At 40.4% G+C, this 12,894-nt stretch carries 11 protein-coding genes, 2 rRNA genes and 1 riboswitch (1 of these 14 running past the window's edge); of the genes, 12 read left to right on the plus strand and 1 reads right to left on the minus strand.

All coding sequences use genetic code 11. The annotated features are described in order from the left end of the window. Together MHH42_RS01670 and rrf are read left to right on the plus strand one after the other, a co-directional pair. A 23S ribosomal RNA gene (locus tag MHH42_RS01670) occupies positions 1 to 1,896 on the plus strand; it begins 1,026 nt to the left of the window's first position. A 49-nt stretch (positions 1,897 to 1,945) separates the two neighbouring features. Further along, positions 1,946 to 2,061 (plus strand): 5S ribosomal RNA (gene rrf / locus MHH42_RS01675). A 45-nt stretch (positions 2,062 to 2,106) separates the two neighbouring features. Here the strand turns inward: rrf and MHH42_RS01680 are convergent. Next, on the minus strand, positions 2,107 to 2,373 hold the full coding sequence (locus MHH42_RS01680) for a hypothetical protein (RefSeq protein ID WP_033668261.1): 267 nt from the start codon (positions 2,371 to 2,373) through the stop codon (positions 2,107 to 2,109). 299 nt (positions 2,374 to 2,672) lie between these two features. Further along, positions 2,673 to 2,774: riboswitch (purine riboswitch) on the plus strand. A 110-nt stretch (positions 2,775 to 2,884) separates the two neighbouring features. On the opposite strand from MHH42_RS01680, the gene purE reads away from it, so the two are divergent. From purE to purN, 10 genes are all read left to right on the plus strand, one after another. Further along, on the plus strand, positions 2,885 to 3,370 hold the full coding sequence (purE, locus tag MHH42_RS01685) for a 5-(carboxyamino)imidazole ribonucleotide mutase (protein WP_000839361.1): 486 nt from the start codon (positions 2,885 to 2,887) through the stop codon (positions 3,368 to 3,370). After that, entirely contained in the window at positions 3,367 to 4,518 is a 1,152-nt protein-coding gene (gene purK / locus MHH42_RS01690; protein WP_000196786.1) for a 5-(carboxyamino)imidazole ribonucleotide synthase, read from the plus strand. The genes purE and purK overlap by 4 nt, the downstream gene beginning before the upstream one ends. Beyond that, a complete protein-coding gene (gene purB, locus MHH42_RS01695; RefSeq protein WP_000610752.1) occupies positions 4,515 to 5,822 on the plus strand; it encodes an adenylosuccinate lyase in 1,308 nt (435 codons plus the stop codon). The genes purK and purB overlap by 4 nt, the downstream gene beginning before the upstream one ends. 88 nt (positions 5,823 to 5,910) lie before the next feature. After that, complete coding sequence (gene purC, locus MHH42_RS01700) at positions 5,911 to 6,630, plus strand: phosphoribosylaminoimidazolesuccinocarboxamide synthase (protein ID WP_001170546.1); 720 nt, start codon at positions 5,911 to 5,913, stop codon at positions 6,628 to 6,630. Beyond that, positions 6,623 to 6,877, plus strand: coding sequence for a phosphoribosylformylglycinamidine synthase subunit PurS (gene purS, locus MHH42_RS01705; RefSeq protein WP_000278820.1), 255 nt, complete (start codon positions 6,623 to 6,625; stop codon positions 6,875 to 6,877). Before purC ends, purS begins: the two co-directional genes overlap by 8 nt. Further along, positions 6,874 to 7,557 (plus strand): phosphoribosylformylglycinamidine synthase subunit PurQ, encoded by a 684-nt coding sequence (gene purQ / locus MHH42_RS01710; protein WP_000666769.1) that lies wholly within the window; start codon positions 6,874 to 6,876, stop codon positions 7,555 to 7,557. The genes purS and purQ overlap by 4 nt, the downstream gene beginning before the upstream one ends. Next, complete coding sequence (gene purL / locus MHH42_RS01715; protein ID WP_000055552.1) at positions 7,541 to 9,760, plus strand: phosphoribosylformylglycinamidine synthase II; 2,220 nt, start codon at positions 7,541 to 7,543, stop codon at positions 9,758 to 9,760. The genes purQ and purL overlap by 17 nt, the downstream gene beginning before the upstream one ends. After that, entirely contained in the window at positions 9,745 to 11,160 is a 1,416-nt protein-coding gene (purF, locus tag MHH42_RS01720) for an amidophosphoribosyltransferase (protein WP_000879031.1), read from the plus strand. Before purL ends, purF begins: the two co-directional genes overlap by 16 nt. Positions 11,161 to 11,264: 104 nt before the next feature. After that, on the plus strand, positions 11,265 to 12,305 hold the full coding sequence (gene purM / locus MHH42_RS01725; RefSeq protein WP_001262428.1) for a phosphoribosylformylglycinamidine cyclo-ligase: 1,041 nt from the start codon (positions 11,265 to 11,267) through the stop codon (positions 12,303 to 12,305). Then, complete coding sequence (gene purN / locus MHH42_RS01730) at positions 12,302 to 12,889, plus strand: phosphoribosylglycinamide formyltransferase (protein ID WP_000088570.1); 588 nt, start codon at positions 12,302 to 12,304, stop codon at positions 12,887 to 12,889. Before purM ends, purN begins: the two co-directional genes overlap by 4 nt. The last annotated feature ends 5 nt before the right edge of the window (positions 12,890 to 12,894 follow it).

A 12,894-nucleotide genomic window follows, 5' to 3' on the forward strand; every position in this document is an offset into this window, starting at 1 on the left:
ACAGCCCAGATCGCCAGCTAAGGTCCCAAAGTGTGTATTAAGTGGAAAAGGATGTGGAGTTGCTTAGACAACTAGGATGTTGGCTTAGAAGCAGCCACCATTTAAAGAGTGCGTAATAGCTCACTAGTCGAGTGACTCTGCGCCGAAAATGTACCGGGGCTAAATACACCACCGAAGCTGCGAATTGATACCAATGGTATCAGTGGTAGGGGAGCGTTCTAAGTGCAGTGAAGTCAGACCGGAAGGACTGGTGGAGCGCTTAGAAGTGAGAATGCCGGTATGAGTAGCGAAAGACGGGTGAGAATCCCGTCCACCGAATGCCTAAGGTTTCCTGAGGAAGGCTCGTCCGCTCAGGGTTAGTCAGGACCTAAGCCGAGGCCGACAGGCGTAGGCGATGGACAACAGGTTGATATTCCTGTACCACCTCTTTATCGTTTGAGCAATGGAGGGACGCAGAAGGATAGAAGAAGCGTGCGATTGGTTGTGCACGTCCAAGCAGTTAGGCTGATAAGTAGGCAAATCCGCTTATCGTGAAGGCTGAGCTGTGATGGGGAAGCTCCTTATGGAGCGAAGTCTTTGATTCCCCGCTGCCAAGAAAAGCTTCTAGCGAGATAAAAGGTGCCTGTACCGCAAACCGACACAGGTAGGCGAGGAGAGAATCCTAAGGTGTGCGAGAGAACTCTGGTTAAGGAACTCGGCAAAATGACCCCGTAACTTCGGGAGAAGGGGTGCTTTCTTAACGGAAAGCCGCAGTGAATAGGCCCAAGCGACTGTTTAGCAAAAACACAGGTCTCTGCGAAGCCGTAAGGCGAAGTATAGGGGCTGACACCTGCCCGGTGCTGGAAGGTTAAGGAGAGGGGTTAGCGTAAGCGAAGCTCTGAACTGAAGCCCCAGTAAACGGCGGCCGTAACTATAACGGTCCTAAGGTAGCGAAATTCCTTGTCGGGTAAGTTCCGACCCGCACGAAAGGTGTAACGATTTGGGCACTGTCTCAACCAGAGACTCGGTGAAATTATAGTACCTGTGAAGATGCAGGTTACCCGCGACAGGACGGAAAGACCCCGTGGAGCTTTACTGTAGCCTGATATTGAATTTTGGTACAGTTTGTACAGGATAGGCGGGAGCCATTGAAACCGGAGCGCTAGCTTCGGTGGAGGCGCTGGTGGGATACCGCCCTGACTGTATTGAAATTCTAACCTACGGGTCTTATCGACCCGGGAGACAGTGTCAGGTGGGCAGTTTGACTGGGGCGGTCGCCTCCTAAAGTGTAACGGAGGCGCCCAAAGGTTCCCTCAGAATGGTTGGAAATCATTCGTAGAGTGCAAAGGCATAAGGGAGCTTGACTGCGAGACCTACAAGTCGAGCAGGGACGAAAGTCGGGCTTAGTGATCCGGTGGTTCCGCATGGAAGGGCCATCGCTCAACGGATAAAAGCTACCCCGGGGATAACAGGCTTATCTCCCCCAAGAGTCCACATCGACGGGGAGGTTTGGCACCTCGATGTCGGCTCATCGCATCCTGGGGCTGTAGTCGGTCCCAAGGGTTGGGCTGTTCGCCCATTAAAGCGGTACGCGAGCTGGGTTCAGAACGTCGTGAGACAGTTCGGTCCCTATCCGTCGTGGGCGTAGGAAATTTGAGAGGAGCTGTCCTTAGTACGAGAGGACCGGGATGGACGCACCGCTGGTGTACCAGTTGTTCTGCCAAGGGCATAGCTGGGTAGCTATGTGCGGAAGGGATAAGTGCTGAAAGCATCTAAGCATGAAGCCCCCCTCAAGATGAGATTTCCCATAGCGTAAGCTAGTAAGATCCCTGAAAGATGATCAGGTTGATAGGTTCGAGGTGGAAGCATGGTGACATGTGGAGCTGACGAATACTAATAGATCGAGGACTTAACCATATAATATGTAGCAAATGTTATCTAGTTTTGAAGGAATATGCCTTCATAGTTTGGTGATGATGGCAGAGAGGTCACACCCGTTCCCATACCGAACACGGAAGTTAAGCTCTCTAGCGCCGATGGTAGTTGGGACCTTGTCCCTGTGAGAGTAGGACGTCGCCAAGCAAGCTTAAGACGAGTCAGAATGACTCGTCTTTTTTGTGTTTATTTTTATTTACCAAATGTCATAATCCATAAATTTAATAACGCCAAAAATGAAAAAAGAATGAAATAGAGACTGTTTAAAATAATGGCAATGATTTTTGGTGTTCCTGATTTTCCGACTGCCCTAAAATAATACTTAAGAACAGGAAACATTATTTCTATTATAAGTATATATTTTAAAAAATGAGAGTAGAAAAAATGGGATGATATAAATAAGTATCCAATCATTATAGCAATTACTGCGATAGAGAAAAATAAATAAGATAATAGCATAGTTATTTTTTTTCACGGTTATTCTCCCCCTAAAAATTAAATCGCTATAATATAAGTTCTATTGATGTATAGAGAATAAGAGTTTATATACTTTTATTAAAATGTACTGAAGTACCATATAAACAATTGTACGTAAAATAGATCTCTAGAAATATATATTCTAATTCCCTTTCCTTCTTGCATATAGTTGCAATTCTTCTTTTGAATATAACTAAAACACGAACGTTATTGGTAACTAGTAAAAAAACATTCGATTATTTATTGACATTGTTTATAAAATATTGTTAATATAGCCATAGAAACAATAATATATAAGACCTCATATAATCGCGGGGATATGGCCTGCAAGTCTCTACCTAACGACCGTTATTCGTTAGACTATGAGGGAAAGTCACTCGGTATTTTTCTATTCACAAGGGATACGTATGCCTGAGTAGAGCGCTTTCTCTCATAGTAAAAGAGAAACTGTTCTATTTCAGGCTTTTTTTATTTGAATCGGGGGGATTCTAATATGAAATCACTAGTTGGAGTCATAATGGGAAGTACGTCAGACTGGGAAACAATGAAATTTGCTTGTGACATTTTAGATGAATTAAATATACCGTATGAGAAAAAAGTTGTATCCGCTCATCGGACTCCGGATTATATGTTTGAATATGCAGAGACGGCTCGTGAACGTGGATTGAAAGTTATTATTGCTGGAGCTGGTGGAGCAGCGCATTTACCAGGAATGGTTGCAGCGAAGACAAATCTTCCTGTAATTGGCGTTCCAGTTCAATCAAAAGCGTTAAACGGATTAGATTCATTATTATCCATCGTCCAAATGCCAGGAGGGGTTCCAGTTGCAACTGTTGCAATTGGTAAAGCTGGTTCAACAAATGCTGGATTACTTGCTGCACAAATACTTGGATCATTCCATGATGATATACATGATGCATTGGAATTGAGACGAGAAGCGATTGAAAAAGATGTGCGTGAAGGTAGTGAGCTAGTATGACGAGAATCATTTTACCTGGAAAAACAATCGGCATTATTGGAGGCGGCCAGCTTGGAAGAATGATGGCATTGGCAGCTAAGGAGATGGGATATAAAATTGCTGTTTTAGATCCTACAAAGCATTCACCATGTGCACAAGTTGCTGATGTTGAAATTGTTGCACCATATGACGATTTAAAAGCAATTCAGCATTTAGCAGAGATAAGTGATGTTGTCACATATGAATTTGAGAATATTGATTATAGATGTTTACAATGGCTTGAAAAACATGCTTACTTACCACAAGGTAGTCAGTTGTTAAATAAAACGCAAAATCGTTTTACAGAAAAGAATGCAATTGAAAAAGCCGGGTTACCGGTAGCGACGTATAGATTAGTTCAAAATCAAGAGCAGCTTACTAAAGCGATTGCTGAGTTATCATATCCTTCCGTCTTAAAAACAACGACAGGTGGATATGATGGGAAAGGGCAAGTTGTTTTAAGAAGTGAAGCTGATGTTGAGAAGGCACGAAATCTTGCGAATGAAGCAGAATGCATTCTAGAAAAATGGGTGCCTTTTGAAAAAGAAGTATCAGCTATTGTCATTCGTAGTGTAAGTGGTGAAACGAAAGTGTTTCCAGTAGCGGAAAATATTCATGTGAATAACATTTTACATGAATCTATCGTTCCAGCTCGCATTACAGAAGAACTTTCTCAAAAAGCAATTGCTTACGCAAAGGTACTTGCGGATGAATTAGAACTTGTGGGAACACTAGCGGTAGAGATGTTTGCTACAGCTAATGGTGAGATTTACATTAATGAATTAGCACCAAGACCTCACAATTCAGGACACTATACACAGGATGCATGTGAAACGAGTCAATTTGGTCAACATATTCGAGCAATCTGTAATTTACCTCTTGGAGAAACAAATTTGTTAAAACCAGTTGTCATGGTAAACATTTTAGGCGAACATATAGAAGGGGTCCTAGGACAAGTGAATAGATTAACCGGGTGCTATTTACACTTGTATGGAAAAGAAGAAGCAAAAGCGCAGCGAAAAATGGGGCATGTTAATATTTTAAATGATAATATTGAAGTCGCTCTAGAAAAAGCGAAGAGTTTGCATATTTGGGACCATCAAGAACAACTGTTGGAGGGAAAAAGATGATTAATCGTTATACACGCCCTGAAATGGGTGCTATTTGGACGGAAGAGAATAAATTTAAAGCATGGTTAGAAGTTGAGATTTTAGCTTGTGAAGCATGGGCTGAGCTTGGCGATATTCCAAAAGAAGATGTTAAAAAAATTCGTGAGCATGCATCATTTGATATTGATCGTATTTATGAAATTGAAAAAGAAACACGTCATGACGTAGTTGCTTTCACTCGTGCTGTATCAGAAACACCAACATTAGGTGAAGAACGCAAATGGGTTCATTACGGTTTAACATCTACAGACGTAGTAGATACAGCTTTATCTTACATCTTAAAACAAGCAAATGAAATCTTGTTAAAAGACTTAGAAAACTTCGTTAGCATTTTAGCTAACAAAGCGAAAGAGCATAAATACACGATTATGATGGGAAGAACGCACGGTGTTCATGCAGAGCCAACGACATTTGGTTTAAAACTTGGTCTTTGGTATGAAGAAATGAAACGTAACGTAGAGCGTTTCAAACAAGCTGCGGATACAGTTCGCGTGGGTAAATTATCTGGTGCAGTTGGTACATACGCGAACATTGATCCATTCGTAGAAAAATTTGTTTGTGAAAACTTAGGATTAGAAGCGGCACCAATTTCAACACAAACATTGCAACGTGATCGGCATGCACATTACATGTCAACACTTGCGCTAATCGCAACATCTATTGAAAAGATGGCAGTTGAGATTCGTGGTTTACAAAAGAGTGAAACACGTGAAGTTGAAGAGGCTTTCGCAAAAGGTCAAAAAGGTTCTTCTGCAATGCCACATAAACGTAATCCAATTGGATCTGAAAATATGACTGGTTTAGCTCGTGTTATCCGCGGTTATATGATGACGGCTTACGAGAATGTTCCATTATGGCATGAGCGCGACATTTCTCACTCTTCAGCAGAACGCGTAATTCTACCAGATGCTACAATCGCATTAAATTACATGTTAAATCGCTTTGGTAATATCGTTAAAAACTTAACTGTATACCCGGAGAATATGAAACGCAATATGACAAGAACATACGGCTTAATTTACTCTCAGCGCGTAATGCTTACACTAATCGACAAAGGTATGGTACGTGAAGAAGCTTATGATATCGTACAGCCTAAAGCGATGGAAGCTTGGGAAACACAAGTACAATTTAAAGAGCTTGTAGAAGCTGATGAGCGTATTACGAGCAAATTAACGCAAGAGGAAATTAACGAATGCTTCAACTATGAGCATCATATGCAACATGTTGATACAATCTTTGAACGCCTAGGATTAAACGAAGCGTAAAATTTTATATGGCACAGAATAGAGTCATTCTGTGCCATTCTTTATAAAAATATTATTCACATTTTTCAAACTACAGGGGGCTTGCGAAATGCAAAAGCTAGAATTGCTGTATGAAGGTAAGGCAAAAAGAATTTATCGTACAGAATCAGCAGATATGGTTTGGGTAGAGTACAAAGATAGTGCGACTGCTTTCAATGGGGAGAAAAAAGAGACGATTACAGGAAAAGGTCGTTTGAACAATGAGATTACAACTTTATTGTTCAGAAAGTTACAAGAAGTAGGAATAAAAACACATTTTGTTGAGAAGTTATCTGAAACAGAGCAACTTGTAAAAAAAGTGAGTATTATTCCTTTAGAAGTTGTCACAAGAAATGTAATTGCAGGAAGCCTTTCAAAGCGATTAGGAATGGAAGAGGGAACTGTACTTGCAGAACCAATCGTAGAATTTTACTTCAAAGATGATGATTTAGGAGATCCGCTTGTAACGGAAGATCATATTCGTGTATTAAATGTTGCGTCACCAGAGCAAGTAAGCGTATTACGAGATATGGCTCTACAAATCAATCAAGTATTGATTGAGCATTTCGCAAGCTGTCGTGTAAGATTAGTAGATTTTAAATTAGAGTTTGGTGTAACGGAAGAAGGAGAAATCATATTAGCGGATGAGATCTCACCAGATACTTGCCGTTTATGGGATGAAACGAGCAATGAAAAGTTTGATAAAGACGTATTCCGTCGCGATCTTGGAAATTTAACAGAAGCTTATGAAGAGATTTTAAAACGTTTAGGGGGAATTTCACATGTATAAAGTTAAGGTATATGTAACGTTAAGAGAAAGCGTATTAGATCCACAAGGAACAGCAGTAAAAGGGGCACTTCATAGTCTTTCATTTACAGAAGTACAGGATGTTCGAATCGGAAAGTACATGGAACTAACAATTGATAAATCTGTATCTGACCTTGACGCAAAGGTAAAGGAAATGTGTGAAAAATTATTAGCAAACGTTGTAATGGAAGACTTCCGTTATGAAGTTGAGGAGGTTGTCGCACAGTGAAATTTGCCGTAATAGTATTTCCGGGTTCGAACTGTGATGTCGATATGTTCCATGCAATTAAAGATGAGCTTGGTGAAGAAGTAGATTACGTTTGGCACGATAAAGAGAATTTAGATGAATATGATGCAATTTTACTACCTGGTGGATTCTCTTACGGTGACTATTTACGTTGTGGTGCTATTTCTCGCTTTGCTAACGCAATGAAAGCAGTGCAAAAAGCTGCTGAGCAAGGAAAACCAATTTTAGGAGTGTGTAATGGATTCCAGATTCTTGTTGAATCAGGATTACTACCAGGAGCACTAATAAGAAACGAAAACTTAAAATTTATGTGTCGCACGGTTCAGTTACGTGTTGAAAATAACGAAACGATGTTTACATCACAATATGAAAAAGATGAAGTAATCAATATTCCAATTGCACATGGTGAAGGGAATTACTATTGTGATGAAGTAACTCTTAAACAATTAGAAAAGAATAATCAAATCGCATTCCGTTATGTAGAAAATCCGAATGGTAGCGTTTCAGATATTGCTGGTATTGTAAATGAAAAGGGAAATGTACTTGGTATGATGCCACACCCAGAGCGTGCTGTAGATGAATTGCTTGGTGGTGCTGAAGGGTTAAAAGTCTTTCAATCTATCTTAAAACAGTGGAGGGAAACATATGTCGTTAATGCTTGAACCAAATCCAACACAAATTAAAGAAGAGCGTATATATGCGGAAATGGGGCTAACAGACGAAGAGTTTGCCATGGTTGAAAAGATTCTAGGCCGTTTGCCGAATTATACAGAAACAGGTTTATTCTCTGTAATGTGGTCTGAACATTGTAGTTATAAAAATTCAAAACCAGTTCTTCGCAAGTTCCCAACAACAGGTGAGCGTGTCCTGCAAGGCCCTGGAGAAGGCGCTGGAATTGTAGATATCGGTGATAATCAAGCGGTTGTATTTAAAATGGAAAGCCATAACCATCCTTCTGCTATTGAACCATATCAAGGAGCAGCAACAGGCGTTGGTGGTATTATCCGTGACGTATTCTCTATGGGAGCACGTCCAGTAGCTCTATTAAACTCACTTCGCTTCGGTGAACTACAATCACCACGTGTGAAATATTTATTCGAAGAAGTAGTAGCAGGAATCGCAGGATACGGTAACTGCATCGGTATTCCTACTGTTGGTGGCGAAGTACAATTCGATCCATGTTACGAAGGAAATCCACTTGTAAATGCAATGTGCGTAGGTTTAATTAACCACGAGGATATTAAAAAAGGGCAAGCACACGGTGCTGGCAATACAGTAATGTACGTAGGAGCATCAACTGGTCGTGACGGTATTCACGGTGCAACATTCGCATCTGAAGAACTATCTGAAAGCTCAGAAGCGAAACGTCCGGCAGTTCAAGTAGGAGATCCATTTATGGAGAAACTTCTTATCGAAGCATGTTTAGAACTTATTCAGTCTGATGCACTTGTTGGAATTCAAGATATGGGAGCTGCTGGTTTAACTTCATCTTCTGCAGAAATGGCAAGTAAAGCAGGTATGGGTATTGAAATGTACTTAGATGATGTACCACAGCGTGAAACGGGAATGACACCATATGAAATGATGCTATCTGAATCACAAGAGCGTATGTTAATTGTTATCAAAAAAGGTAGAGAGCAAGAAATAGTAGATTTATTTGAGAAGTATGGTCTTGCAGCAGTTACGATGGGGAAAGTAACGGAAGACAAAATGCTTCGCTTATTCCATAAAGGTGAAATGGTAGCTGAAGTACCAGCAGATGCTCTTGCAGAAGAAGCGCCAATTTATCATAAACCATCAAAAGAAGCAGCATACTTTGCTGAGTTCCAGCAGATGAAAGTGGAAACACCGCAAGTAGAAGATTATAAAGAAACGTTATTCGCTTTACTACAACAACCGACAATTGCAAGTAAAGAGTGGGTATATGATCAATATGATTATCAAGTACGCACAAGCACAGTTGTTACACCAGGTTCAGATGCAGCGGTTGTACGTGTACGCGGTACAGAAAAAGGATTAGCAATGACGACAGATTGTAACTCTCGCTATATTTACTTAGATCCAGAAACGGGCGGTAAAATTGCAGTAGCAGAGGCAGCGCGTAATATCGTATGTTCTGGTGGAGAGCCACTTGCAATTACAGATTGCTTAAACTTTGGTAACCCAGAAAAACCGGAAATCTTCTGGCAAATTGAGAAATCGGTAGATGGTATGAGTGAAGCTTGTCGCACATTACAAACGCCAGTTATTGGCGGAAACGTATCGATGTATAACGAGCGTAGTGGTGAAGCGGTATATCCAACACCGACTGTTGGGATGGTTGGTCTTGTCCATGATTTAAAACATGTAACAACACAAGAATTTAAGCAAGCTGGCGATTTAGTGTACGTAATTGGAGAGACGAAAGCTGAATTTGGTGGAAGTGAATTACAGAAAATGGTCCACGGCAAAATTTTCGGCCAATCACCAAGTATCGATCTAGATGTAGAATTAAAACGCCAAAAACAAGTATTAGAAGCAATTCAAGCTGGCCTTGTTCAATCGGCACATGATGTTGCTGAAGGTGGTTTAGCAGTTGCAATTTCTGAAAGTGCAATTGGTGCTAACGGTTTAGGTGCTACTGTGAAATTAGACGGTGAAGCAACGGCGGTATTATTTGCGGAATCACAATCTCGCTTCGTTCTAACTGTAAAACGTGAAAACAAAGAAGCGTTCGAGAAAGTCGTCGAAGCAATTCAAGTTGGAGCAGTGACAGATACAAATGAGGTAACAATTCATAATGAAGAAAATGAAGTATTACTTACAGCAAATGTAGATGAAATGAGACAGGCTTGGAAAGGGGCAATCCCATGCTTGCTGAAATAAAGGGGTTAAATGAAGAATGTGGCGTCTTTGGAATTTGGGGGCATGAAAATGCGGCACAAGTTTCGTACTACGGATTGCACAGTTTGCAGCACCGTGGGCAAGAGGGCGCAGGCATTGTTGTAAATAATGGGGAAAAAATCGTCGGTCACAAGGGATTAGGTTTAATATCGGAAGTGTTCTCAAGAGGTGAGCTAGAAGGATTGAACGGAAAATCAGCAATCGGACACGTACGATACGCGACGGCTGGTGGAAGTGAAGTAGCTAACGTTCAACCATTATTATTCCGTTTTTCTGATCATAGTATGGCATTAGCTCATAACGGAAATTTAATTAATGCAAAAATGCTTCGCCGCGAATTAGAGGCAGAGGGAAGTATTTTTCAAACGAGTTCAGATACAGAAGTACTTTTACATCTTATTAAGCGTAGTACGAAAGATTCTTTAATTGAAAGTGTAAAAGAGGCACTAAATAAAGTGAAAGGTGCGTTTGCATACCTTTTACTAACTGGGAATGAAATGATTGTTGCGCTAGATCCGAATGGGTTCCGTCCTCTTTCAATTGGAAAGATGGGTGATGCTTACGTTGTAGCATCAGAAACATGTGCTTTCGATGTAGTAGGTGCAACATACATTCGTGATGTAGAACCGGGTGAATTACTTATCATCAATGATGAAGGAATTCACGTAGATCGTTTTACAAATGAAGTAGATCATGCAATTTGTAGTATGGAGTACATTTACTTTGCGCGTCCGGATTCTAATATCGCTGGTATTAATGTCCACGCAGCACGTAAAAACATGGGGAAACGTTTAGCGGCAGAAGCTCCTATTGAAGCTGATGTTGTTACTGGTGTACCAGATTCTAGTATTTCAGCTGCGATCGGTTATGCTGAGGCGACAGGCATTCCATATGAGTTAGGATTAATTAAAAATCGTTACGTTGGACGTACGTTTATTCAACCTTCTCAAGAACTGCGAGAGCAAGGGGTAAAGATGAAGCTTTCCGCAGTAAGAGGTGTAGTTGAGGGGAAACGAGTTGTTATGATTGACGACTCTATCGTAAGAGGAACGACAAGCAAACGAATTGTTCGTATGCTTCGTGAAGCTGGAGCGACAGAGGTTCATGTAAGAATTGCTTCACCGCCTCTAAAATATCCATGTTTCTATGGTATTGATATTCAAACGAGAAAAGAATTAATTGCAGCAAATAATACAGTAGAAGAAATCCGTGAAATGATCGGAGCGGATTCTTTAACATTTTTAAGTGAAGATGGATTAGTAGATGCAATTGGACGTCCATATGAAGGGAAATATGGTGGCCTATGTATGGCTTACTTCAATGGAGACTATCCAACAGCTCTTTATGATTATGAGCAAGAGCTTTTAGAAAGTATGAAATAAGAAAGTGAAAAAAGCTTCTACTTCTTTTGATGTAGAAGCTAGCTTCTTTCTTAAAAACGGCCGCCCTGGATGGGGAGAAATTAAAAGACGAGGTGTAAATAACGATGGCGAATGCATATAAGCAAGCAGGAGTAGATATTGAAGCTGGATATGAAGCGGTATCTCGCATGAAAAAACACGTACAAACAACAATGAGAAAAGAAGTACTAGGCGGTTTAGGCGGTTTTGGAGGTATGTTTGATCTATCAAAATTTGCATTAGAAGAACCTGTATTAGTATCTGGAACAGATGGCGTGGGAACAAAATTGATGCTCGCTTTTATGGCAGATAAACATGACACAATTGGTATTGATGCAGTAGCGATGTGTGTAAATGATATTGTTGTCCAAGGGGCAGAGCCGCTTTTCTTCCTTGATTATATTGCTTGTGGTAAAGCTGAACCTAGTAAAATTGAAAACATCGTCAAAGGTATATCAGAGGGCTGTCGCCAAGCTGGTTGTGCATTAATTGGTGGGGAAACAGCTGAAATGCCAGGAATGTATTCTACGGAAGAATACGATTTAGCTGGTTTTACAGTTGGGATTGTTGATAAAAAGAAAATTGTAACAGGTGAAAAGATTGAAGCTGGTCACGTATTAATTGGCTTAGCATCTAGCGGTATTCATAGTAATGGTTACTCTTTAGTACGAAAAGTGTTACTAGAAGATGGAGAACTATCTTTAGATCGCATTTATGGACGCTTAGAACTACCTCTTGGTGAGGAGTTATTAAAACCAACGAAAATTTATGTCAAACCTATTTTAGAACTATTGAAAAAACATGAAGTGTACGGTATGGCTCATATTACAGGTGGTGGATTCATTGAAAATATTCCACGTATGTTGCCAGAAGGAATTGGTGCTGAGATTGAACTTGGATCTTGGGAAATTCAGCCGATTTTCAATTTGCTTCAAGAAGTTGGGAAACTAGAAGAGAAAGAAATGTTCAATATTTTTAACATGGGTATTGGTATGGTAGTAGCGGTAAGGGAAGAAGATGCAAAAGATATTGTTCGTCTTCTTGAAGAGCAAGGAGAAACAGCTCGTATTATTGGTCGTACTGTACAAGGGGATGGCGTTACCTTCAATGGGGGCACAGCACTATGAGTAGATTAGCAGTTTTTGCTTCTGGAAGCGGATCTAACTTTCAATCTCTCGTTAATGCGGTAGAAGAAAAGAGATTGGATGCAGATATTAGTTTATTAGTATGTGATAAACCAGAAGCACGCGTTATTGGACGGGCACATTATCATCATATCCCATGTTTCGCTTTTTCAGCGAAAGCATATGAGTCAAAAGAAGCATTTGAAAAAGAAATATTAAAGAAGCTAGAAGAGTATGAAATTGATTATGTTATTTTAGCTGGATATATGCGTTTAATTGGGCCAACTTTACTAGAAGCATATGGCGGGAAGATTATTAACATTCATCCATCACTACTACCGAGTTTCCCAGGGAAAGATGCTGTCGGTCAAGCGTTAGAAGCAGGTGTGAAAGTAACTGGAGTAACAATTCATTATGTAGATGCAGGTATGGATACAGGTCCAATTATTGCGCAAGAAGCAGTAGTTGTTTCTGAAGGTGATACGAGAGAAAGCTTACAAAAGAAAATTCAACAAGTTGAACATAAATTATACGTAAATACAGTGAATCAAATTGTTCAGTCTGTGAAAGAACCAACTGTTAACTAACATAC

The organism is Bacillus sp. FSL L8-0099 (assembly GCF_038006385.1).
Lineage (GTDB): Bacteria > Bacillota > Bacilli > Bacillales > Bacillaceae_G > Bacillus_A > Bacillus_A toyonensis.